Raw genomic sequence first — 23067 nt, 5'->3', positions numbered from 1 at the left:
CCTAGAATTAACCAAAGGAACTGCCAGCATCACTTCCACATGATGGGGTGGCAGCTGTGCACGGGTGTGGAAGACCGGGGATCTAGGAACCCGACGCACTCGAAAGTGCCCCGCGCACAGCCGCCATAATTTAACAGCAGACATGAAAAAAGCGCCTGCTTAAATTTAGGTGGCGCCCTGTGCGCCCAGATCTTGTGAAGGGCTTCCACACCCTTGTCGCTGAATTTTCAGCGACAAGGGAGGTTAGCCGGGTGATCAGTGGGAGGGCAATATGGGCAATGGGGACGCGACTTGAGGGAAATCTCCTACTTTTTCGTGATGTTATCAACGCAATACCCAGCACCTGCCCAATCGTCCTGAGGCATGCCCAAGCCCCATTAGCCCAAATTCCCTTTGCCTTGCGGATCGACATTGTCCAAGGCTCGATTCACCAACAACTCCCCCACCACAGCCACTTGCTGAATCGACAACGCCAGACTGAAGACCACTACACCCCGACCAGATTGAAAACGAGAGGTAAAGTTTCCAGCACCGTGACACCTTTCCCCCCTTAGCTTAAAATCCGCGCCTTTAACCGACCTATCAACCTGCTTCGTTCGGTGGCCGGTTCCCTGAGGACTGCCAATCGGTTGGCATATGGCATGCCACCCCGCTGCACGTGATGCCAAGTAGCAAACAACAACTCTACAAGCCTGTAAAATCCAGACAGGACGCGTTAGCAGCATGCGTCATCGCACAATCGAATGATCAGGATGAGGCTCAAGGTGATTGATAAAACCGTCTCAGTAAGCTTGGTGGTACCCGTTTATAAAAGCGCAAGTACGCTCCCGCAATTTTACGAGCGCGCGCGCGCGACTCTTGATCAGATTTGCGACGACTGGGAGATTATTCTTGTCGATGACGCGAGCCCGGACCAGACGTGGCTTGCCGCTCTGGCACTGCACGAACAAGACTGCAGAGTCAAAGTCGTTCGCTTCGCGAAGAACAAGGGGCAACAACATGCTACGTTGTGCGGCATCGGCTATGCCTGCAAACGCTATGTCGTGACAATCGACGATGACCTGCAGTGCTTCCCCGAAGACCTCCCCCTGTTTATTGATCAACTTCAAGCCGGCAAGCATGTCGTCATCGGAAAGATCCCGAAGGCTGAAAAACAGCACAGCGCCTGGCGCAACATGGCTTCGCGCATCAACCAGAAACTGGTTAGCAAAGTCATGGGCAAACCGAGCGGTTTCAGCCTCTCGAGCTACAGGGCCATGAGTCAACAGGTGGCAAGACAGCTCGTCAGATACCAGGGTTCACACCCACATATCGCCGCGATGCTTTTTAATTCGGTGCCCGTCAGCATGATGGCGAACGTGAGCATTCGCCACGCGCCGCGCGCCGATGGCGGCCCGAGCACTTACACCCTTGGCAAGATGTTCAAAACGCTTTCGTTCCTTATCGTCAATTACTCCCTGTTGCCACTTCGCTACGTGTCGATCTGGGGCTTTTTGGTCAGCGCGTCGAGCATTTTATTCGCTATGTATGTTCTGTTGCGCACCCTCCTGACCGATCAAATAGTGCCAGGCTGGGCGTCGCTGGCGATCTTGCTGTCATTCCTCGCCGGTAACATCCTCCTGGCACTAGGTGTGCAAGGCGAGTACCTCGGAAGACTGGTCGAAAATGCAACCCACCTTAGTCAATTCCCCATTATAGAAGAGCATGTGGAGTAACGATGACATCCGCTTACCGCGTCGTGGATTATTTCCCTGCTGAACACATTTTAAACAATGGGGTCTTTGCACACCTCGACGAAATCGATGCGCAAACACCAGGCGCACTGGTGTACTGTCAGAACTTGCACTATTTGCAAAAGGCTTTGGCTACGCCCAACGTCGCGTGTGTCCTGTGCCCCGAAAGTTTAAAAAATGAAGAATTAGCGACTGAAAAATCAATTGTATTCTGTGCTGACCCACGTACCTCTTTTTTCCGCCTCTACAACCGTTTGAGTGAAGAGACAAAGTGCGCAACTGCGCAAGCACCGAGCATCGGCGACAATTGCACGCTGCACCCCAGCGCCGTTATCTCGCCACTGGCCACACTGGGTAACAATGTCGAAATTTCAGCAAATGTGGTGATCGAAGGCCCTGTCGAGATCGGAGACAATGTCTACATCGGTTCAAATGCCGTTATAGGCGCCGAGGGCTTGATCACGCTACGCAACGACAACGGCACGCTGATGGTGGTCAAACATCAGGGCGGTGTACGTATTGATTCGGGTTGCCAGATACTTGCTGGCGCAGTGATCGCGAGGTCCTTGTTCCAGCAGCCGACAACCATCAGCGAAAATTGCCAGATCGGCATCATGACCAACATTGGTCATGGCGCCGTGATTGGCAAGAACTCTGTGATTTCTGGCAATACCGTTATTGCAGGACGTACACGCCTGGGGGTCGGCGCATGGGTTGGCGCCTCTTGCTCCATCGCACAGGGCCTTGTGATTGGCGACGCGGTACAAATAAAAATGGGCTCGGTTGTCATCAGCGACATCGCGCCAAACAGCGTCGTTTCTGGAAACTTCGCAATCAACCACAGGGCTAACATGACAGCCCACCTCAGGAAACAAAAGTGATGCACTTCACCGAGCTATCACTGGGATTCAAAGGCGAACGAACCTACATACACGGGTCCGACATGCTCAATGCAACGATGCAGGCCATCACTCGCCATGCGCCGCACGCACGGATCGAAAAGCTGGACTTCAGAATCAGTAGAATGACCAACCACCTACTCACCTGTCACTGGTGGCCGAGAGCAACCCCTCGATCATTGCCAGGTGAGGCTGTCGCTACCTTCACCTTTCAACTCGATGGCATTGATCATGAAGGCAAATTGATTCAAGGCGAAGGTTGCGCCGATACACGACGTGCTTACGACGAGTCGCTGGTTGAAAAACAATGTGTTTTCACACCCGCCCATCGGTCAGTGAGCCTGACGACCATGCCAGATGACTTCTCTCCGATCGAAGTGCTGATATCCATGAACAAGGCACTGCTTCTCAAGGAATTGAGCATACCCAGTGGCAGCCAGTGGGTTTTCTGTCGCTGGGAAAGCCCGAAGTGGCCGCCGTGTTCTGACTTGAGCGGGGTAGGGCTCACACTTGAGCAGACGCTGGGCACTCGATTGACCCGTAGTCGCATTGAGCTCAATGCAGAACATATCGGTACGCTCTACTTCAGCGCCCTCAAGGTCGAGTAGCCTACCGCTGGCATACGAACCTTGCAGCAAGGCGAGGTGCCAGTTCAGCGAGGCTTATGGCTCGACGATCAACACTACACGCCTCTCTCGACAGCTGCTAATGTGCGACATCTTTTGAAGCAGGCAACCTCGTCATCTGCCAGCAATGCCACAAAGCCTCCCTCCCGCAGTACAAACGTACCGGCCGGGGTAACTTCAACACCTATACGATGAATTACTAACCATGCCCCAGACAAAAGAACAACTTATCAACATCATTTCCCAGGCTGATGTTGTAGCAGATGCCTCAACGCTACGCGACAATATTAGCCTCAGCGACCAGGGTGTTGACTCTCTCGGCATGTTCAACATCATTCTGTCTATCCAGGATCACTACGCCATCGAGATACCTGACGAGGATATTGAAGGCCTTAAAACCATCAATGACCTGGTCGATTACATAAAATCAAAACTGCAATAACCGACATCCCTTGTCATGTAGGGGAGGCAGACAGCATGTCCACTCTCCCTCATGCCGTTCTCGACCGTGACAGGGTTCGCCAACCTATTATCTATACAGCGTCAGCCTCACCCTCCTACGTTGAGCACCCTGCATGCCTTTGACGTTTTTGAAATTGTTGATCGCGTTTTTTATCTGTGCATTTCTCATACACACATTTGACCTTAAACTAACGGCATTAATCAGCGACATTACAGCATGGCACTATCTTGCGCTGGCGGCTGTTATCCCAATCACTTTGAGTTCTTTTTTTTCTGTCAACCGCTGGCAAGTGTTCCTGCGGCTCAATTCGATTGACGAAGCGTTAGCAAGCCTCTGGAAAATAAATCTGGTTTCTCAATTTCAAGGTTTGATTTTACCCTCGTCACAGGGAGCGGATGCCTTTCGTATGTTTCACATCGAACGACGCCACCCGAAAAAGCGGGGTACCGCAGGCAGTACGGTAATCATTGAGCGCATGATTGGACTATTGGTGTTATGTACCTTTACCCTTTTTGCCCTGCCCTTCTTACCTGCATCAGACAACTACGCTCTGCTCATCATGACCGTCGGCGCCGTCAGCAGCATAGCCGTAGTGGCCCAAATAATATTGACCAGCGAAAAAATCCATACACTTTATAGCGGCCGCACCGTCAATAACCCGTTACTTTCCCTATTGCTGGGGTATCTTCAGAAACTACATGCCAGCACGATTAACTTCCCCTACCGGCAGGCGCTCACGTCATCCCTGCTTTTTATCTGCTGCTATCAAATATCCCTGATATCGGTAGTGTATTTGGTATTTCGTGCCTATGGCTATGACATCCCCTTCATTCAGCACTTTGCTCTCTATCCGGTCATCGCCATCCTGACCATGGTTCCAATAACAGTGGGTGGGCTTGGGGTACGCGAAGGTTTTTTTGTTTATTTTTATGGTCTACTTGACGTCCCGGCCAATATAGCCGTGGGCGCCTCCCTGGCAAATTACATTCTAATGGTCCTGATTCCTGCCGCTTGCGGTGGCTTTATTTACTTGTGGGATACTATTCAGGAAAATCGCCTGAAAGATAAAAACTAAAACAGAGAGCCAGATTGATGCCCCCAGATCGCACCCCGTTCCCCAAGTCCGCCTTTGAGGCGCTTGCCCAGGCAGAGGCACGCCACTGGTGGTTTCGCGCCCGTAACCGCGTGATCATTTGGGTGCTGAAATCTCGCATCGGCAAAATCCGGAATTTCCTGGAGATTGGTTGTGGTACCGGCTTTGTGCTGGAAGGGATTCACCAGGAATTTCCCGAAACGACACTCTCCGGCACCGAGTTTTTCGAAGAAGGCCTGATGCATGCACGTCGACGCGTGCCCAGCGCAAGCTTTGAAAAGCTGGACGCGCGCGCCATGAGCGATGCAGAGCGATTTGATGTAATTGGCGCTTTTGATGTCATCGAACATATCGATGAAGATGAACAGGTACTGGCGAATCTTTCCCGCGCACTGCATAAGGATGGTCATCTATTGCTGACCGTTCCCCAGCACCGCTGGCTGTGGTCCGCGGCGGATGAACGCGCCTGTCATGTGCGCCGCTACACGCGACGCGAGCTTGTCGACAAGGTAGGCCGCGCCGGCCTTGAGGTTCAATACGTCACATCCTTTGTCACCCTGCTCGTCTCCTTGATGTGGCTGGCACGACAGCGCCCCGGTCAAAAAAATGCGGAAGTAAACAGCGAGTTCGATATTTCTGACCGGACCAATCGGCTCCTTGAGTTCGTTATGAAGATAGAGCTCGGCCTTTTGAAGGCAGGCATCACCTTTCCTCTCGGTGGTTCACTCTTGCTGTTAGCCAAAAAACCATAATCTGGAGACCTACAGTGAGCGACTTTAAAATTCCCTTCAATCGCCCTTTCATGACGGGAAAGGAACTTTACTATATTGCAGAAGCAAAGTTCCTTAATAAGCTTGCTGGTGACGGCCCCTTCACTCGACGTTGCCACCAGTGGCTTGAACAGTACACCGCCAGCGAAAAGGTACTGTTGACGCACTCATGTACTGCTGCTCTGGAAATGTCAGCCCTATTGCTCAATATTGAACCCGGGGATGAGATCATCATGCCCTCTTACACCTTCGTCTCCACTGCCAACGCTTTTGTATTGCGCGGTGGAGTACCGGTGTTTGTCGATATCAGAGAAGACACACTGAACCTGGACGAACGCTTGATTGAGGCTGCGATCACACCTCGCACCAAGGCAATCGTTCCGGTTCACTACGCTGGCGTCGCATGCGAAATGGACACGATTATGGAGATCGCCCGCCGGCACGGTCTCCGCGTGGTTGAGGATGCTGCGCAGGGGGTCATGGCCTCCTATAAAGGAAGAGCCTTGGGCAGTATTGGTGATCTGGGCGCATATAGCTTCCATGAAACCAAGAACGTGATATCCGGCGAAGGCGGCGCGCTATTGGTCAACGACCCGACACTGTCATTACGCGCCGAGGTTATTCGGGAGAAAGGTACGGACCGAAGCCGTTTCTTCAGAGGCGAGGTGGACAAGTACACTTGGCAGGAAGTCGGCTCTTCCTACCTGCCAGGTGAATTGACCGCCGCTTTTCTTTGGGCGCAGCTGGAAGAGGCACAGTCGATTACACAAAATCGCCTGGACAGCTGGAACCGCTATCACCAAGCGCTCGCAGGGCTTGAATCGACAGGCGCAGTACGCCGCCCGATCATTCCGGCAGAGTGCAAACACAATGCACACATGTACTATGTCTTGCTTGCTCCCGGCATCGATCGCCAACGCACGCTAGAGAAGCTTAAACACGACAATATCCACCCGGTGTTCCATTACGTACCGCTGCATTCCTCACCGGCAGGACTGCGCTACGGCCGAAAACATGGCGCGATGACAAATACAGACAGCCTGTCGGACCGCTTGATCCGCTTGCCACTATGGGTGGGGCTGACAGAGGAACAACAGGCAGGTGTCGTCGACTCGCTACAGCGCGCCGTTTCCTGAAGGGGAACACGCAGCGTGCAATTGCTGAACTGCACACTGCGTAGCTGCACCCATGACATTGGACGCACGGTATATCGTTACCAGTAGATAAATGAACTAACCGCTCAGCACATCTGAGGGCTTACCCGGAGTTTCCAGAGAGCTTTCAGGTTCGATGGATGCAATGCAGGTTCAATGCAGGGATTGGGCTATCATTGGCGCCGATTAATAAGCCTTTACTGACGAAGATAGAATAATCGATTTTTAAATCGACTGGGTGTTGAAGAATGAGAGATGTTTTAACAAATAAAATTCCAATAATTGTTCTGGCATTGTTCTTTGCTGTATTACTGAGCGGGGTATTTCTTCCGATTTATTCCGATGAAGTCATGACAAAATTCAGGGTTGCGCGGCTCTTTCTGGAGGACGGAAATGCGGTCACCCTTTTTCCACAATGCACAACAACTGCAGGGCGGACAGTTTCATGGGTATTTTATCCGGCCGGTATATTACTGTCGGCGATCTATGCCCACCTGGGTCCTCTTGGCTTGAGAGTGAGCGGGATTTCTTTATCGCTGATCTGGTTTGCCTTGCTCGCGTATTGGTGCTTGGCGCAGGCGCGTGATGTTGGAGGGGCTCTTCAGCGTTTCGCTGGATTGGTGGCGGTGGCTTCACTGGGTGTCCTACCCTATCTGTGGGTCTTGTCGCGCCCTGAACAACTTCTGATGCTGCTGATGCTGGTGCTTTGTTTGTTGGCACTCTTCTTCAAGGAGCAGAAGTCTGCGCGCGCGCAGGTGGCGATGACTGTCGGGCTTGCATTGTTGCTGACGTTATTTTTCTATGCTCACCCGAAGAGCATGTTCTATGCGCCATTCGCGCTAGCGGCCGTGTGGTTCGCGACGGCAACGTACCACAAAGCGATTCGCTATGGCTTGTGGCTGTTCGTCGTGGTTCTGTGCATTCAGAACTTTCACTATTTCGGCGCGCTGGCGGGCTGTCAGGATGCGCCGAACATTCAAAAAATGCTGGCGTTCAACACATTGTTACCGGGTATGCTGCTCTCTGCACCAGTTGAGTTTGTCAGCGCCGCTTACAATAATTTAATGAGCTTCCCTGACCGGTTGTTGATACATCTTACATTTAATGACACTTTTCAATCGGGCTGGCTGCCTCCCATGGTCGGTAGCTTTGAAGCGTTGCCGTACCTCAATCTTGCCATTTATTATTTTCTGTACGCGTTTATTATCGGAATCCACGTTGTAACCATCCCGATATTTCTGCTGCAAGTGGTTCGCCGCCAAGTGTCTGCGTCTGTCGTGCTGGCGCTGTTGTTGGTCGGCGCAGATTTAATCAATGCGTTTTTTTACAACATCCAGAATTTTTATGCAGCTAATCAATTCATGCCTGTATCGATCATCATCGCAGCCCTGTTGATGCACTCCCGGCGCGCAGTGAAGCCGAGTAACACACCCACGCTAGTAGCCTATTCACTGTTGTTGCTGCTATCTATGGCGTCGATGGTGACACTGTTAGCCCTCGTGACCCCTGCCATCACACGTAACTCCTCCTTCGCGCAATCGAGCTTGCCCGGGCAGCCGCTTTCGATTCCGGTGCTGGGGACTCAGCTTCACCTGGATTCAATCAGCAAGCTGGGGGTGTCATGTGGTATTCCTGCGGAGTCGGCAGAAAATGTCGTAGTGGACCACATGACATATTTTGCCTTTTTGCGCGACAAGCAACCGATCCACGTGCTCTATGTGTCTGAATTCGGCTACGGTGGCGACTTGAGCAACGGCAGGCTGCTGCCATTTCTCAAAGGGCTGAATAGCCCAGGCCTGATCACGCGTTGCGAATGGGTGCCGTCTGAATTCCGGCAGGCGCAAGAGAAGGACGATATGGGCTACTGCTGTGTCAATTTCGGCAAGATCTGACTAGCGTTACCGGCATTAGTGCCCTCGGCACCCCGGAAACGGGAGGCCGAGGGGGCTCGATCATTTCCTTGATCGTCACGCCCTTGCGCTGGGCCTTGGCAATTGCACCAGGTTCGGCCAGCTCAGCTTCGTGCCGCTTGAGCCAGGCCTGGGTCGTGGTCTTGCGATCGAAGGTCTGGCTTTCCTGATAAACTGTCACATCCTTTTGCATGATGCGGATCTGTGCGGTGTACGCTGCAGAGCCATCCTTGCGCTTGCGAACGGTGATCGATCCCATGGATTTTGCTACACGAGTGGTTTGCGTTGTCACATAGCAGCAAGGCTCGCTCAATATTAAGCAAAAACCGTAGTAAACCGTAGCAAATGAGAAGTAGCTAAATGCCGATGAAACCCACAGAAAACCTGGCCTATCCAGCAGATTCGGTATCCAGGAGGTTTTCTGTCGCGCCCATGATGGATAGGTAAATTTTCTCAATTGAATCATTAGCTTAAACAGCATCATGTGCACAACATGTGCACTCCCAGAATACCACGACGGCGCACAGGCGACCCAAGAGCTCTCTTCTAGATGCCAAGCCTTATTAATTTCTCCCGCAAGCACAACCTACCCCTTTTTGAGCGTTTGAAATCTCTGTTTCAAAAATGGGAGGACGTGAGCGATCCGGAACAACTTGCATGGCTCATCGCGCATCAAAGCGCCTTGGAGATGGACATACGCAGCGCCAGTTTGAACCGGGGACATAGCGCTAAGGAACGCAAGGGCAACGTGCAGCGGTATCTAGACACGCTCCTAAAAGCGCGAGACATATGGCTTGAAATCGAAAACGACGATCAAAGAGCCTTAGCCGGTTGCTTCAGAAAAATAGACACGGGCCATTTGGTTACGGAGGTCGTGGGCATTGAGCTGATGCTGAGGTCTTTTCAGCCCACTGAGGACATGGCCGAGTGGCGTAAACCGGCTTTGAATAAGCATCAATCTTGGGGCCCTGACACTGAAATGTTGGATTTGCTTATAGGAGCTGCTCAGCTTTGGCAGCAAGAAAAAGCCCCTAGGTCACATTCAAAAATCGATCCGACTCTCTATGCGGTCGTGTACATGAGCGGCATATGTGAACAGGCAGGCATCGAAACCTCCCCAACTCCTTCCAGCCGGTTCACAGAGGTAGTGCAGGCCTATTTCCAACACACATATACGGGTAATGTTGATGATCCTGGAAATAAAGACCGCACATCGTTCAAGGACTTAATCCATAAGGCTATGGAGCTGAGAAAAACCGACTACAAAGACCATTTTGAAGAACTTGGTTCGTAATCCAGGAGGCTGAAATCCACTGCGAGAGGAGTTTCGGAAAAAAAACCTCAATTCCCAGTCGCTTCAGATTCCCTGGAAATCTCCACTGTAGGCCCCGTCACCAAAGACGGAGCCCACAGACATGCAAGACAATCAGATTTGCCCTCCCTTTCCAACCTGCCTGACCAAACTCCCCAGCGCACGATTTCTATCCCTCATGGAGATTCGCATCTATGCGTCAGAAATCGCATCGCACTTCAAAGAAACCCCTCCCAACACAATCACCAAAATAAAATCTAAATATTTCTATAAAACAGAGTTTTACTCGGTGACTATCACATCGAGCTTATATAGCTCCATCATCCATCGATCACAGTGCAAATACTTTTGGAGACGAGAGTTAGAAAAAAGATCAAACCAAGATCGCCTTGACCACGAGGCAAAAAGTGGAATTGTAGGAAAAACAGGTTTAGCTAACAGCCTAGAGCCTGCTCAGCTCTATTGTTCTGACCCTACCTTACAACGAGCTAGAGAAAAGAGCGCCAACAACGAACGATCACTCGCGAGCTGTTATCTTCACAACACTCTAACGGGAGAAAAAGCCAACCTTCTTGACATTGTTAAAAGCAAAGAAGAAAACAGAGTCGCCGAACTATACAACCTGTGCAAGAGCCTAGAACGGCTCGCAGACTCACAGTCCTTCCAATGGTTATTCATTACTTTAACAGCACCACCAAAATACCACCCAAATCCGACCATTGGAAAAAAGCCACGCAACAGAAAAATCAAAATAAAAGACAGCCATGAATACATCAACAGTAATTGGCGCAAAATTCGCGCAATTTTAAATAGCCGAGGGATTCCCGCAAGCCCGGAAACCTATTTCGGATTTAGAGTCGTCGAACCGCACCAAGACGGATGTATTCACTGGCATCTTATTATATTTTCATCACCGGAAAAAATTAACGAAATCAAAAAAGCCATTCGCGAAAAATTTCCTACCGAGGCATCAGCAGACATCATGCTCGGCAAGACAGGCCCTGGAATGGCCAAAGCAGCCTCTTACATTTTCAAATACCTGACAAAGGGATTTTCAAAAAAAAATGAAGCAGTACAGGAGACGCCTAACAGTAAAGACCTAGAAAGAGAAGCGAAAGATCTAGCTTCAATGAGAAACAAAGAGCGTGTACAAGCTGCAATTAAAGCCTTGAACATTAGGCAATTCCAAGTTTTCGGCGTAAAAAATCTTATAACTACATTTAGACGGATAAACGCACTAAAGCTTAATGACATTTCTCCAGAAACTGGAAGTGTTCTCGAGTACGTAAAAAATGAAATCTGGAGAAACCCAAATGGCTACTACGTGATGCTTTCTAATAGTGAACTTTTCGGTTCCGAATCAAAAATCAAATTGATTATGGAAAGCTCAAAAAACTCGTACGGAGAGACAATAAAAAAATGTAAAGGTATAAAAATCGGGAATAGAGAATTCCTCAACGACTCACCCTTCAAGATCGAGCGTATCCAAAGATCCACTGAAGGCCGTAAAAACTCCAATTACAGTTATACATAATTATCCAAGAGGATCTCGCATAATGATCATTACTAGACAAGAATTCGATGAGACGATGAGAAAGGCTATCGAGTGGGGAAAAGATGGCCGATTTGAAGCAACAATTGCCCGGGTAATCGCTAAGCTCGAAAGCGGCGAGTTGTCCGTCGACGACCTTCCACCCCTTCCATCTCCGCCGCCAACAGATGAAGAAATTAAAGCTCTGCATTTCAATCTCAGCGAGCTCAACGCTGCGTGTGCCCACCAATGGCGCTACGTCTTCCAACATGTCCAACAGACCTTGGCCCCCACGCTAGAGGAAGCTTTAGTATCGTATCCCGGCCCCCTTGATGACTATGGCAACATTCGCTATCCGACGTACAGGGTCGTTGTTTATCCGCCTGGTGATTTCAAGATCGAAGTAGCCGAGGGCGAGGTCTACCTCGTCAATGATGAAATTAGCCATGCCGCACTGATCATCGGTGCTTGCGATCAGCCCGACGGCATCTACATTTTCGCCAAGCGCTACTGCCTGTGCCCGGACGGCAGCGCATTGTTCTACGACTGAGTTAGCGTATTTTCTCTTTCGTATTTGTGGCCCCTAATCGGGGCCATACTTTGTATAGCGGTGCGGTTTTCCAGTATTTCTAGGCGCCTCACTAAAGTGTCTCTCTCTGCTTCTAATGCAAGGACTGAATGCTCATCTGCGTTAGCTTCTCTCTCGCGTTCTTCGAGCGCTTTTAAACGACGTGCCAACGCTTCTTCTGCCTGTTTCAAAAGCATGCGTTTTTGCTCAAAAACCTGTAATCGCGCGCCTAGTTCCTCCGCCTTTTTACTGATCGCTTTACCTCTCGACACCAAGGCTTTTTTCATCGTCGCCCCCACTGCGGCGCCCTGCGCCTGTGACTCTGTAAGCGACTCGGCTTTGCGCCATGCTGCTGTCTTGATGCCCATGGCGGCGGCGGCGTAGTCTTTCGCTTCGAGCTGCGGAGCCAACCCGGCGGCGTTTAGCGTGGCATAAAAGCTTTTGATGTCGTGATGCTTCGCTTTGCTGCCTTCGACGCCCCGGTCAAGTCCCCGTTTTCTGCCGCAAGCTTCGTGGAAATCAGTGTGCATCTGACGCATCCTCGGCGGGCCGCCAAGAAAATCACGGCACGACAAACGATGGTCGGCGGTCATCGGAACAACGTAAGCGACAAGATGCGGCGTGGTCTCATCCAGGTGCACAACCGTTGAAATCACGTTCTCCTTCCCGTGGCGCTTCTGAAGCCACTTTAAGGCATCGTTAAAATAACCCCCGCCCATGTCGTCCAACGGGCCGCCATGGCGCTTAAACGCGTCTGGGGACGCTGTAATTAGGTACTCTATGCACAGCACTGACCGAGCTTTAATTTTTTCAGGCAATCGGTTCTGCAAACGTGCTTTGAGATCTTTAGCGCTTGCTGCCCCGACGACCCGATTTTTTGGGGTCATGGCCGGGTCAGCATTGGGCGTGAGTTGCTCACGGAAGGTGTGCTTTCCGGAGCGCACCACCGCAGCCATCGACTTCAATTTCTTAGTACGGATGATTGCAAAACTCATGAGGTATACCCGCTATCGTCGTGCTCGATACGCGGCTGTCTTTGCCAAGTAGGGACGTATTTTTGTGGAGTCCGCGCCACCGTTAGCGGAATTGTCGCGTTAATTGAGGCACCTTTTAACGCCCCCCCTAGCACTCGCAGAAAAATGTCCAATAACATCGCAATGGCTTGCATGATCAGAACAAAAAGCATTGCTTCTACGCGCAAAACTTCACGGAATTCGTCTTGGTCTACTTCAATATGCCGACGCGCCGCCCCGGTATTCTGCAACTTCAAAAGGGAGTCGAAAGCATTAGGCGCGTCGAATCGGCGAATCTCATAATAGTCATTTCGCAGTCGATCTGGGGACAAGTCCATCAACGCGCGTTGTATTACTTTATCTAGTTGTTCTCCTGGGAAGGTAGTGCCAGCTTCGGCCCACATAACTTTTTGGTTATCAGTCATAAAAAGAGTATTTGCTTGCATAGCGGTTTCCCCGTCTTGTTGTTTATTGATAGTTTGCAGACGGAGCAAAGAGCAAAGCAACACTTTGTGTAACCCACTACACATTCTTCGAATGGTGGGCCAGCGTGCCGCTGGACTGTAGACCAAGGGACTCCGCCCCTTGTAATCCCCGCGCCTCGCCGTCGTGGCAGGGGGCTGGGGGAGAAGCCTTCCCCAGTCCCCTGCTAATAGGCTGTTATTGCGGGGCTGCTATCAAGGATCGCTTCGCTGAGCTGCTCGCCCGTTCCTGCTCGCCCTAAAGGGCTGCGCGGGCTGCGGCCTCCGCACTCTCCTTGACAGCGTCAAAGGCATTAACCGTAGTAGTTATAGGTGTTGGAAGCGGGATTCATAACACCTTCAACGCCAAAGTCCAATAGACCCTTTTTTAGGGCTTGGTATATAAAGTAAAAACTAGGTAACTTCAGTAGCTTCTTTCCGTGAATCTTCTGCCTTCCTAGTTCAGACAATATATTGTTCCGTGAAACATTGAACGGGAAGTTATGGTCACGATTGTGACCCCAGCGCTTCAACAATTTCCCTCTGATATTGATCGCTTTGTAGATTGAGGTTACAAGCCAACCGTCAAGGTCTTTCAGTTGAGCTTCATTATTTATTAGCGGGTAGAAACTCATGACACCTTTGAAAAATATTCGATTGCTTACACCATTAATATAATTCGCGATCATTTGATCTGTTAGATCACCGTAAAGATAGCGTCTAATTTCCATTATAGCGCTAACCAGATTCTCGTCTTTGTTGTTAGCCGGAATTTTTAAGGCGGCGAGCTTTACGCCACGCAGCGGTTGGATTAAATGCTTATAAAGTATGTAGTTAATTTGTCTCTTGATTTTATTTTCAGAAGTTTCTTTGATTGAGATGTTGTCGGTAGAAACTGAATAACCAAGAAACTCGATAGATGGAGTGCTTTCCATTTCGACTTTCATGGTTTGCTTGCAAAGCAATCTTATACCTTTTGATTTTTCTGAATTTATTGCGATTCCAGCATCAAAAGAAAAATTACTTATTATTTGGGATGCCTTGCTGATTTTATCGTAGTCTTTTGACCAGATGATTGTATCATCTGCGTATCGCGCGAAGCGCAATCCCGCTTGTTCCAACTCTCTATCAAGTCGCCAGCATACGAGGTTTGCTAGGAATAAAGATATGGAAGTACCTTGCGGAATACCTTTTCCGCTAGTACCCAGAAATGATCGAATTACTTGATTTTCGTGAGCGCTAATCAGAAAGCCATTTTTATTGAATTGCTCAAACAAGTAACTGTGATCAATACTATCAAAGAATTTAGAGAAGTCGAATTCGGCCACATATATTCTTGAATTTTGATTTAACTCTATCCCAATGTCTTGTATTGCAAAGTGCACATTTCTGTCATTGCGATACGCATATGAAAAGGAGCTAAAACGATGTTTATTTTTTCTTATTAGCTGTTCATATATCATCCGAGATACAGCAGCATCAGGTATCTGATATACCGTTACTGAGCGATGACCGCCAGATGGTTTTGGAATTTGTTTTATAATTGGGTCGTGGGGGGAGTACGTTCCCGCCATGATTTTTTTTGCAATCGAATTCGCAATCTGCTTTTTGTTTTTTTGAACGTAAAAAGGGTTAAATTTTTTATCATTTATCCAATAGCTTGGGGTCTTTACCTCCTTCGCCCCAGGATTTGTCAACCGTTTAGTTTTTCTTTCATGTTCAAGGTGAAGCGCATTGTGATAAGCGTGTTGCCTTTGGGAGAGTTTTAGTGCTTCTGCTTCTATCAGATCAATTAGCTTATTTTCCAGGCTCATTATCTTTCTCCATAAAAAAGCCCGACGTTAGTCGGGCTATCACGGGTGCAACCACGTAAAAGTAAGTCGCTAGATTCGGTGGCAATAAGCTTTATCTCGACACCGGCCATATCTCTGAGTACGTCCCAGAGTACCAGGGCACCCGCTTGCCTCCTGAAGGCATGTCCCGATTCCATCATCTCTAAGCATGGTAGGTCAAGTCATTTTGACATCACTGAGGCCACTGACCTTCTATTGGCTACCTTTCGAACCGGAGACCTACTCACAGTATGGGTTCTGAATCAAATATGGATAAATATCATTGATATATAAGCGGAGCAAAGCTCCTTGCCAAATCGCGTCCCGAGCTGCTGATCGCCCAGAAGCTCGCGGCTGCGTAGATAAAACCCTACCTCGGCCCCACTGAAAGACGTGCGTTCTGATTTGCGTGTCAAGGATCCGCTACGCCTCGCTTATCGCCGTTCCTGCACGGTTCGTACCTCGCGTGAGGGCTGCGGCCACAACGGGATCCCTTGACACCTTTTGCTACCAGCATCAAAAGTACAGGTTCAGTCTCGGTACTCAGACAATAGAAATGGAATTTACAGATGATTTTCTACAGATTCAGATCAACTGACAGACTATTGGCAGGCAATCAAGAGCTCTCAAAGCAAACTATATTTTTCGCCCATCCAAAAAGCCTCAACGACCCTATGGAGGGATATAGAGAAATATATTGGCATGGCGATGAAATAGCTTGGAAAAATCTATTCAGGCACTACCTGCTATGTCTGGAAAGAATATGCATGCTTTCATTACTTTGCGATGAAAATCAGAATCTGACACCGAAGGACATCCCAATCCACGTAAGCATGGACGACTTCCCCACTCAGGAGGCCAAAAAATACTTCTTGGAAATAGCAGAAAAATTCTTCAGCAACGAACATATCACACTATTGATTGAGGCCATTCTAACCAGAACCACCCCAACAAGAAGGGATGAACTTACATTCTACCTAAGTTCGGTACATCCTTTAGCAATTGAACTAATCTTGGAAAAACATGAAGACCTCAAAATAATTCCTCCAAGAGCTAAAAAAAACCGGTCACCAGACGAGCTAATAAAAAAACTAGCCGAAACTCGCTTCGTAGAGAAAATCGAAAAACTAATTAAAAGTACCAGCACACATATAAACCCCGTAGACCATATTTTTTCAGCACAGAAAAATGCCAACTCTCAATTAAATCTAATTGCACGCTACAATGACGCCAAGCGAAGCAACGACTCGAACAAGCACCTTATAATTACGGAGTATCCTGAGACTTACACGAGACTAATAGCTGAACTAATTTATCCAGAATGGTATACAGCGTGCTTTATGTCTTCCTGTGAAAACTCATCCGTATGGGGTCACTACGGTGACAACCACAAAGGAGTATGCTTAATTTTTGAATCAGAGGATGATATAGAGAGCAACTCCCTATCTCTTAGAGGTATAAATGGCTGGGGTTCCAAGGGTGCATCGTACGGAAATATAAAATTTAAGTTCGAACCAATCAATTACGAAGAAGGTTTTGGAGAGATAGATTTCTTCCGTTCCTTAGGCCGCCTAACCCACCAAACTTTAAATTCAACTTGGCACACATTAGATGGAAAATTTAGCATCTGCGCAGAGGACATGAATAAATCCGAGGAAGACTGGAGAAGCATGTACTGGCAAAAATTTTACCGAGATATCAAAGTTAAATCCCCCGACTGGCACTATGAAAATGAACACAGGCTTATCCTGTGTGACATGATGAATAGCCACTCAGCCACCGAAGACCGGGTGTTAACCTATAATTTTGCCAGCTTAAAAGGAATAATTTTTGGCATCAACACAAGCACAGAAAACAAAATTGAAATAATGCGAATAATTGACGAAAAATGTACTGAGCACAGTAGAGAGAACTTTAAATTCTATCAAGCCTATTACTCGCCTCAACACAAATGCATAAAACACACAGAGCTATCACTTATAAGATATTCCGCACCTATCGTGTAAGGTCGTCAATCTGACTACAAGGCGTCTCTGACATGGCGCCTAGAGCCTTTCGCCTCTCGTACTTTGGAATACAAATCTTCGAGAAAACGCTTAACCTCACAAATAGGGTACAAGGGGTTATTTCCAAACTGAATATGTTGCGGCCCTTGCTTTCTCTTTCTCCACGCCTCCAGGGTAGAAACTTTAACATCCGCAAGGATCGCTAATTCCCCCTCAGTAAAAAACCCAAGAGTCCTCGCAATACCTTGGTATTTTTCATCCTCTATAATCATATCTTCTTGCATCATCTACACCTTTGCGCTTGTTCACCACATCAGTTTATGCAGCGAGCGCCAACAAGAAGAGGAGGAGAATTAAGAAAAAAAACTCGATTCTCCTCCTTGTTGCTTATGAAGATGCTAGACGTGATCGAGCAATGTGAACATCCGAGGCATTAATTTCTGTATAACGCTTGAGCATCGCCCATGTTTTATGCCCTGTCATCAGCGCTACATATGGTATCTCTAGACCATCACGGAAAAAATCCGCTGTCGCTTTATGCCTCAGATCATGAAATCTTAAATCTTCAATGCCGAGTTTTTTGCAAGCGCGCGTAAAAGCTGCGCTCACTGAAGCGGCCTTGACATTGAATATTCGACCATTATTACGACCTGAAATTAGGGCAATCACTATACTCCAAGCGTCATCAAACAGCGGGACAACCTGATTATTCCCATATTTCCTCTTTGGATCCTTTCTATCTCTGATCAAAACTGTTTTCGCGCCCCTATTAACATCTTCCACTCTAATTCTTGCAATTTCTCCCTGCCTCATTCCAGTATGAAGCGCAAACTTTACCAAAGTTGGCATATCAATGGACTGTCTGGAATTAGCATTCCAGTATGCATAAAGCCTTTTAAGTTCGGTTTCTGTAGGTTCACGTGATCGCTCGACACTCCTAGTCTTAAGACCAATATGCTTTAAACTTGCTCTAACATCTAGCGCAAGGCGTTCAGGGAGGTCAAGACGTCGCGAATGTCTTGCCCATTTAAGTACAGCAGACAGATTAGATAGATCTGACGCAATGGTCACCCCTCCTGCCCCTTCCTTAATACGTGACTCTACAAAGTCGCGTAAAACCATTGCGTTTAACAAACACAGCCTGACAGAACCAATCCTTTTAATTAGCATATTGAGAGTAGCAGTTTTTGTTTTTCCAAAGCGCTCAACTGACACTTCCACGTACTTATCAATTAAGTCCTTAACAGTTGCCTCTTTGGGCGGCTGAGCATATCCGACAGCAGAAATATATGTCGCTTGCCGCTCAATAGCCTCAGCCCATGACTTAGCCTCGCTTTTTGTCGAAAAAGTAGCTCCTCTGTAGGTACCAAATTTTCTAACCTGTACTCGCCATTTTCCACTGGGGAGTTTCGTAAAAGTAGCCATTCTTCATTCCTTAGTCGTTAGCGGTTGTGCTGCTTGCCGCCGTGATTCTGGAAATTTCTTACCCCATCGAAGAGACTGCAAATCAGGAAAAAAAACCCGATTTCACTCCAGCTAACCTTCCCCTTTTCGATCTGACCAAGCGTGCAGTCGGTGTGCAGTGCGATGCACCTGTATAATGCCGCCCACATGTACCCCTCCTGCCCACCGTGTGCACCTCATGTGCACCAGGCACCAAAACATCGCAAATTCCTGGCCGGAAATATGAATAATTCCCTTTTAAATCAAAACGTTATAAGTAGAAGATTTAGCGTCGCCCCGATGATGGATTGGAACTACTAAGACGAAAGAGAAAGCAAACAAAGGCCTCCAGAGCCACAAAATTTTCTTCGTACCACTTTCGTACCAACGCTATTTGTTAGCCCCCCTCAAATTGCTCAGCCCCTAGTCCCTTGGCGACGGGCAGAAATCGGCCAGGAACGGACGTTTATAGATACGAGCACTTAACCCAGTGCCAGCTGAGATGCTTGTTCGCAACTAGGCTGGGTTCGCTGATGGCTTACGCTGCCGTTGGTCGGCGCCTTGCGCAGCAGTGCGATAGAAAACTATAGGAATAAACCCTCGTGCCGATATCAGTGAGGCAAGGCCTGCGCGCGCCTGACCTTGAACCTGAGCGAACGAGCACATTGATGAGTGACAAATCTTTGGAAGAAAAAGCGGCAGTGATGGTCGACCCACATGAAACGATGGCCAGTATCGGACAGATCACTGCCGGGTGCGATGCCCTGCAACAGCGCCTGGACAAGGCTGATCGCGCGGTTCAGGAGCTTCAGGAGCAACTGGACTTGGCAAAGATGCTGATGACCCGTCTGCTGGCGGCGAGTTTTGCGTCGACCGGCAAACCTTCCGCGCCCCTGACAAACTGGGGGCTAAATGAGATCGACGTTGTCGAACGGGACATGGCCTGCTATTTGAATCCTACCAATGAGGCGAGTGCCGCTTGATAGGTCGCGCACTGAATGCCTACAGGCCGCGTAGATACTGGCTCCAAGCAGAATGCCGCTGTTGGGTTACCACAGCGGTTACCCATCGCGGTGTACCCAACCTGACTGGGCCTGCATGATCGCAGGCCCTTGGCGTTTCGGGTTGGGGTTACTCATGGGTTATCCCCTCACCAGTGACCGCCGCACCTGGCACTTTTTTGAGTTTGGCTTGCTCTAAATTCTGCGTTCGTCGATAAACGCGCCTTGAAGATGACATTTTTATTACAATTTAATGACATGCCTTCCGGGTCAATAGATGAAAGTCAGAGCTACAGTCATATGCGAGAGAGATAGGCATATCTTGCTCGTTCGCAAACCGAAGTCAAAATGGGCTTTGCCTGGTGGCAAAGTAGAAACTGGTGAAGCTATCGCTGGAGCTGCTGCTCGAGAACTTTAAGAAGAAACCGGGCTAAATGTTGATCAGCTCCTGTACATTTTTGAGTTCGATGCAGGCAACACACGCCACCATGTTTTTGAAGCCTCTGTCCCAGAGGCCGAAAACGCTACGCCTCAAAACGAGATCATCGAGTGCATTTGGCATTCTCTGAACACGTTTCATGACTCAGACACAAGCGATGCTACGAAATCGATTGTCAGATCATTTCTACGTCGCCTTTAACTCCCCCTCGGATCGTTCTGGTTCGCACAAAGGTTAATCGTCTCTTTGCATCATTCTGAGTGCCCGCAATGGGTCGTTTTTTGCCCTTCGCGACAGGTAACAATCGCCCCATAACGGACATTCGATCTCAATTGCGGTGGGGGCTTTAAATATTCGGTTCAAAACGCTAAAGCCTGCATAAATCCATGAAAAATCCACCCACCTGGCCATTTTCCGCAAAGCGGCTTGATCTTACCTATAGCCCCGCTTCGCGGAAGGGAGCCAAGGTTACTAGCCATTAGCAGCCGGTCACTCCGCCTTTTAATTTAGTCCCGGTCGGTAGCCGGTTGCTTATTATTTGAGCATCCCTGCAGCACGTGTGATACAGCCCATCCATTCGTGATGAGTGTCGGGGAAGTATACTTTTCCGGAAGCTCGGGTAATCGCTGTATAAAGCAAAGCTAGTTTTTTGGAAAGCAACCTTTTGCCGTGTAGATCCGGGGAGTAGTAGAGGTCTTCTGAGATAGCCATCCTCGAAAATTCAAAATTTTTCGCAGTGAAAACTGTCGCCAGCAATGGGCGTACAGGAGTGTGGTTCGCAAACTCAGCGAGTTCGGCACACTTGTAAAGCCCTGATACACCGAATTTAATACCGACTGAACCAAGCCATTGTTCAACCCTGAGAAAAGCATTGTTCCATTTCATCTCTTCATGGAGTTGGTCCCACGTCCGATAGCGGGCGATAGCACCATGTCTTGGTTTCTCGTTACTCATAAATAAATTCAAGCAGTCGTCTAGAAAAAGCTCAAAATTGTTATTCCAGTCGACTACTGCTGCACCTTGACCCATCTCCCGGCTGCGCACGAGCCAATCGAAAACTCCCCAGTCATCCGCTACCAAAATAACAGTCGACTCCGGAGGGAAGGAGTCAGCGGGATACTCCTCGACAACCATCTCTTTGGCCCTGTCAGCCGTAAAAGGTAGGGCTGAGGCGCCAGGAAAGATCTCTATAAGCGGATTGATGTATCCAACGAGAGCAGGTCCCGCACGCAACGAAGTTGCCATTTCTCGATGTCGAATCATTGCTTTATGCGGGACATATCGACCTTCAAGATTCTGGAATTGGTCGCCTAGAGAGATTACGGTTTGCGGCGATTTGTCGAGAAGCTCAACCATCGGTGCCGTAAGATCATGACTTTCGTCTATTAGTACAGTGTCAATACCATCTGGGACATAAAGTCCTCCCAAAGACATCTGTTTGATCCGGTGGTAACCGCGGACTGGAAGTGAGGGAGCTTCCAAGTCTAGCTGCGTCATTTTGTACCAAAGCTTAGCGGCGGCCGCTGCCACAATCTCCTGATCAATTGGAGATAGCCAACGAGTTTGATCCTGAGGGATATGGCGGGAAGTGATACACAAATCTTTAGACATGCAAAACTTGAAAATCACGGACCAGCACAATGCCGCTACTTGTGAGGCACTTCGATTGCCGATGGGGCTAAGCCCGACCCGCTCCGCAAGCTCCGAGTAAGACAGAGACAATCGAGACTCGGCCACCATCTTGTTTTGGAGAAATCTGTCCCCCTTCGATAGCAGTAACTCTGCCAGACTTTTGAAGGTGGAAGTCCGTACCTTTTCTTGGGAGAATCGGGCCCGAACTGCCTTAAGTTTTGGCTCAACGTCTGCTAGGAAAATAAAACGGCGTTTAGGCATCAAAGCCATGATTTCGTCCAAGACGAAGGTCTTGCCTGTTCCGGCATGCGCCTGTGCTTCAATTGAGTCTTTCTGGTTCGCGCGGATGTTGTGGATCAATCGAAGTTGGTGATCGCTCAACCTGATGACCGCACCACCAGGGCGAACATGTTCGTGCCTCACAGCTCCATAGACAGCCATATAACGCTTGGCGAAATCAAAATCCCAGCTGCCCTCTGGTCGAATGAATGGATGTTTGATGATCGTTTCTTTGTCAACCAGTCCAATGCCTAATTCAGCGGCTTGTGCGAGGCCTGCGATAAAGGCTGTCTGATCGTAAGCATCAGCCAAGGCGGATCTCAGCTGGTCGCTGTGGAGGCCTAGGAATCCCGCAAACTTCCGCTCCATCTCAATGGAGCGGACGGGCGATTTGATTGGTTTGGACAGCTGAAGCACGTAGAGGATCGCTGCTACTTCATACCTTGACAGGCGGGCTATGTCGGGGGCAGCTCCACGAGTTAGCGCGGTACTCAGCGTTTCGCTGAGTGGTATGAACCAGGTAGGTATCTTCATAAGTGTTGTATTCCATCCTTGGCAATTTTCACGGCTATCATGCCATGCCTCTGCCATCATAGTGAGTGAAGGCAATTGATGTTTTTCATCACCACTCATGACTGCTGTGGCCGAAAGCATGAATCGCCTCGGGTTTCTAGGCGCTTACAAATGAGGTTTTGATAGGGACCGACTAAGGCCAACTGTCTTTTGGCCGGTTTCAGCCGGTCGTGGAAGGCAGAAATCGGCCATACCGGCCCCTCTGGCGCGACGGCTAGACGGCTTAACGGATGCCCGCGTTGCGCAGGGCCGCAGGGGTGAAGTCGGTCGTGCTTGGATGGTAGGTGTAGTCGACGCCGCGCTTGCTCTCGTTACCCAGGTTTCCGACA

19 protein-coding genes and 2 pseudogenes are annotated in these 23067 nt (G+C 49.1%); 14 read left to right on the top strand and 7 right to left on the bottom strand.

Annotated features, from left to right (window positions below; all coding sequences use genetic code 11):
- The first annotated feature begins 764 nt into the window (after positions 1 to 764).
- The 8 genes from WHX55_RS09915 (at position 765) to WHX55_RS09880 (ending at position 8630) form a co-directional block, all read left to right on the top strand.
- Positions 765 to 1715, top strand: coding sequence for a glycosyltransferase family 2 protein (locus tag WHX55_RS09915; protein ID WP_353742501.1), 951 nt, complete (start codon positions 765 to 767; stop codon positions 1713 to 1715).
- Positions 1716 to 1717: 2 nt separating this feature from the next.
- Positions 1718 to 2614: a DapH/DapD/GlmU-related protein gene (locus WHX55_RS09910; RefSeq protein WP_353742500.1), complete on the top strand. Its 897-nt coding sequence runs from the start codon at positions 1718 to 1720 to the stop codon at positions 2612 to 2614.
- Positions 2614 to 3240 carry a hypothetical protein gene (locus WHX55_RS09905; RefSeq protein ID WP_151213231.1) on the top strand — a complete coding sequence of 209 codons (627 nt, stop codon included), beginning with the start codon at positions 2614 to 2616 and terminating at the stop codon, positions 3238 to 3240. The genes WHX55_RS09910 and WHX55_RS09905 overlap by 1 nt, the downstream gene beginning before the upstream one ends.
- 223 nt (positions 3241 to 3463) lie before the next feature.
- Positions 3464 to 3700: a phosphopantetheine-binding protein gene (locus WHX55_RS09900; protein WP_151213232.1), complete on the top strand. Its 237-nt coding sequence runs from the start codon at positions 3464 to 3466 to the stop codon at positions 3698 to 3700.
- A gap of 133 nt (positions 3701 to 3833) precedes the next feature.
- Complete coding sequence (locus WHX55_RS09895) at positions 3834 to 4796, top strand: lysylphosphatidylglycerol synthase transmembrane domain-containing protein (protein ID WP_151213233.1); 963 nt, start codon at positions 3834 to 3836, stop codon at positions 4794 to 4796.
- 17 nt (positions 4797 to 4813) lie between these two features.
- Entirely contained in the window at positions 4814 to 5566 is a 753-nt protein-coding gene (locus tag WHX55_RS09890; RefSeq protein WP_151213234.1) for a class I SAM-dependent methyltransferase, read from the top strand.
- Between the two features lie 14 nt (positions 5567 to 5580).
- Positions 5581 to 6720: a dTDP-4-amino-4,6-dideoxygalactose transaminase gene (gene rffA, locus WHX55_RS09885; protein ID WP_151213235.1), complete on the top strand. Its 1140-nt coding sequence runs from the start codon at positions 5581 to 5583 to the stop codon at positions 6718 to 6720.
- Positions 6721 to 6986: 266 nt separating this feature from the next.
- Positions 6987 to 8630, top strand: a complete 1644-nt coding sequence (locus WHX55_RS09880) for a hypothetical protein (RefSeq protein WP_353742499.1) — start codon at positions 6987 to 6989, stop codon at positions 8628 to 8630.
- Between the two features lie 55 nt (positions 8631 to 8685).
- Here WHX55_RS09880 and WHX55_RS09875 read toward each other — a convergent pair.
- Positions 8686 to 8907: pseudogene (locus tag WHX55_RS09875) on the bottom strand (site-specific integrase); the annotation flags it as partial.
- A gap of 291 nt (positions 8908 to 9198) precedes the next feature.
- Here WHX55_RS09875 and WHX55_RS09870 point away from each other — a divergent pair.
- From WHX55_RS09870 to WHX55_RS09860, 3 genes are all read left to right on the top strand, one after another.
- A complete protein-coding gene (locus WHX55_RS09870) occupies positions 9199 to 9942 on the top strand; it encodes a hypothetical protein (RefSeq protein WP_353742498.1) in 744 nt (247 codons plus the stop codon).
- Positions 9943 to 10063: 121 nt separating this feature from the next.
- Complete coding sequence (locus WHX55_RS09865; protein ID WP_353742497.1) at positions 10064 to 11494, top strand: replication endonuclease; 1431 nt, start codon at positions 10064 to 10066, stop codon at positions 11492 to 11494.
- Between the two features lie 22 nt (positions 11495 to 11516).
- Positions 11517 to 12041 (top strand): hypothetical protein, encoded by a 525-nt coding sequence (locus tag WHX55_RS09860; protein ID WP_353742496.1) that lies wholly within the window; start codon positions 11517 to 11519, stop codon positions 12039 to 12041.
- On the opposite strand, the gene mobV is transcribed toward WHX55_RS09860, so the two are convergent.
- From mobV to WHX55_RS09845, 3 genes are all read right to left on the bottom strand, one after another.
- Complete coding sequence (mobV, locus tag WHX55_RS09855; RefSeq protein ID WP_353742495.1) at positions 12032 to 13054, bottom strand: MobV family relaxase; 1023 nt, start codon at positions 13052 to 13054, stop codon at positions 12032 to 12034. The genes WHX55_RS09860 and mobV overlap by 10 nt on opposite strands.
- Positions 13051 to 13518: a hypothetical protein gene (locus tag WHX55_RS09850; RefSeq protein ID WP_353742494.1), complete on the bottom strand. Its 468-nt coding sequence runs from the start codon at positions 13516 to 13518 to the stop codon at positions 13051 to 13053. The genes mobV and WHX55_RS09850 overlap by 4 nt, the downstream gene beginning before the upstream one ends.
- 329 nt (positions 13519 to 13847) lie before the next feature.
- Positions 13848 to 15347 carry a reverse transcriptase domain-containing protein gene (locus WHX55_RS09845; RefSeq protein WP_353742493.1) on the bottom strand — a complete coding sequence of 500 codons (1500 nt, stop codon included), beginning with the start codon at positions 15345 to 15347 and terminating at the stop codon, positions 13848 to 13850.
- Between the two features lie 587 nt (positions 15348 to 15934).
- Between WHX55_RS09845 and WHX55_RS09840 the strand changes: the two genes are divergently transcribed.
- Positions 15935 to 17371 (top strand): DUF2971 domain-containing protein, encoded by a 1437-nt coding sequence (locus tag WHX55_RS09840; RefSeq protein ID WP_353742492.1) that lies wholly within the window; start codon positions 15935 to 15937, stop codon positions 17369 to 17371.
- A 14-nt stretch (positions 17372 to 17385) separates the two neighbouring features.
- Here the strand turns inward: WHX55_RS09840 and WHX55_RS09835 are convergent, their stop codons facing one another.
- Positions 17386 to 17655, bottom strand: coding sequence for a hypothetical protein (locus tag WHX55_RS09835; protein WP_353742491.1), 270 nt, complete (start codon positions 17653 to 17655; stop codon positions 17386 to 17388).
- Positions 17656 to 17758: 103 nt separating this feature from the next.
- Positions 17759 to 18796 carry a site-specific integrase gene (locus WHX55_RS09830; RefSeq protein ID WP_353742490.1) on the bottom strand — a complete coding sequence of 346 codons (1038 nt, stop codon included), beginning with the start codon at positions 18794 to 18796 and terminating at the stop codon, positions 17759 to 17761.
- A 686-nt stretch (positions 18797 to 19482) separates the two neighbouring features.
- On the opposite strand from WHX55_RS09830, the gene WHX55_RS09825 reads away from it, so the two are divergent.
- Both WHX55_RS09825 and WHX55_RS09820 read left to right on the top strand, forming a co-directional pair.
- Entirely contained in the window at positions 19483 to 19797 is a 315-nt protein-coding gene (locus tag WHX55_RS09825; RefSeq protein WP_223532823.1) for a hypothetical protein, read from the top strand.
- Positions 19798 to 20092: 295 nt separating this feature from the next.
- Positions 20093 to 20455, top strand: a pseudogene (locus tag WHX55_RS09820) (NUDIX hydrolase).
- 333 nt (positions 20456 to 20788) lie between these two features.
- On the opposite strand, the gene WHX55_RS09815 reads toward WHX55_RS09820, so the two are convergent.
- A complete protein-coding gene (locus WHX55_RS09815) occupies positions 20789 to 22819 on the bottom strand; it encodes a hypothetical protein (protein ID WP_223532821.1) in 2031 nt (676 codons plus the stop codon).
- Positions 22820 to 23067: the final 248 nt, after the last annotated feature.

It is taken from the genome of Pseudomonas fluorescens (assembly GCF_040448305.1).
In the GTDB taxonomy this organism is placed as follows: domain Bacteria; phylum Pseudomonadota; class Gammaproteobacteria; order Pseudomonadales; family Pseudomonadaceae; genus Aquipseudomonas; species Aquipseudomonas fluorescens_BH.
This window is presented reverse-complemented; position numbering and strand designations above follow the sequence as displayed.

Excerpts from the sequence above, each read along its gene's own strand:
- WHX55_RS09910 (WP_353742500.1), top strand. The coding sequence starts at position 1,718 with ATGACATCCGCTTACCGCGTCGTGGATTATTTCCCTGCTGAACACATT.
- WHX55_RS09905 (WP_151213231.1), top strand. The coding sequence starts at position 2,614 with ATGCACTTCACCGAGCTATCACTGGGATTCAAAGGCGAACGAACCTAC.
- WHX55_RS09900 (WP_151213232.1), top strand. The coding sequence starts at position 3,464 with ATGCCCCAGACAAAAGAACAACTTATCAACATCATTTCCCAGGCTGAT.
- WHX55_RS09895 (WP_151213233.1), top strand. The coding sequence starts at position 3,834 with ATGCCTTTGACGTTTTTGAAATTGTTGATCGCGTTTTTTATCTGTGCA.
- WHX55_RS09890 (WP_151213234.1), top strand. The coding sequence starts at position 4,814 with ATGCCCCCAGATCGCACCCCGTTCCCCAAGTCCGCCTTTGAGGCGCTT.
- WHX55_RS09880 (WP_353742499.1), top strand. The coding sequence starts at position 6,987 with ATGAGAGATGTTTTAACAAATAAAATTCCAATAATTGTTCTGGCATTG.
- WHX55_RS09870 (WP_353742498.1), top strand. The coding sequence starts at position 9,199 with ATGCCAAGCCTTATTAATTTCTCCCGCAAGCACAACCTACCCCTTTTT.
- WHX55_RS09865 (WP_353742497.1), top strand. The coding sequence starts at position 10,064 with ATGCAAGACAATCAGATTTGCCCTCCCTTTCCAACCTGCCTGACCAAA.
- WHX55_RS09860 (WP_353742496.1), top strand. The coding sequence starts at position 11,517 with ATGATCATTACTAGACAAGAATTCGATGAGACGATGAGAAAGGCTATC.
- mobV (WP_353742495.1), bottom strand. The coding sequence starts at position 13,054 with ATGAGTTTTGCAATCATCCGTACTAAGAAATTGAAGTCGATGGCTGCG.
- WHX55_RS09850 (WP_353742494.1), bottom strand. The coding sequence starts at position 13,518 with ATGCAAGCAAATACTCTTTTTATGACTGATAACCAAAAAGTTATGTGG.
- WHX55_RS09845 (WP_353742493.1), bottom strand. The coding sequence starts at position 15,347 with ATGAGCCTGGAAAATAAGCTAATTGATCTGATAGAAGCAGAAGCACTA.
- WHX55_RS09840 (WP_353742492.1), top strand. The coding sequence starts at position 15,935 with ATGATTTTCTACAGATTCAGATCAACTGACAGACTATTGGCAGGCAAT.
- WHX55_RS09835 (WP_353742491.1), bottom strand. The coding sequence starts at position 17,655 with ATGCAAGAAGATATGATTATAGAGGATGAAAAATACCAAGGTATTGCG.
- WHX55_RS09830 (WP_353742490.1), bottom strand. The coding sequence starts at position 18,796 with ATGGCTACTTTTACGAAACTCCCCAGTGGAAAATGGCGAGTACAGGTT.
- WHX55_RS09825 (WP_223532823.1), top strand. The coding sequence starts at position 19,483 with ATGAGTGACAAATCTTTGGAAGAAAAAGCGGCAGTGATGGTCGACCCA.
- WHX55_RS09815 (WP_223532821.1), bottom strand. The coding sequence starts at position 22,819 with ATGCTTTCGGCCACAGCAGTCATGAGTGGTGATGAAAAACATCAATTG.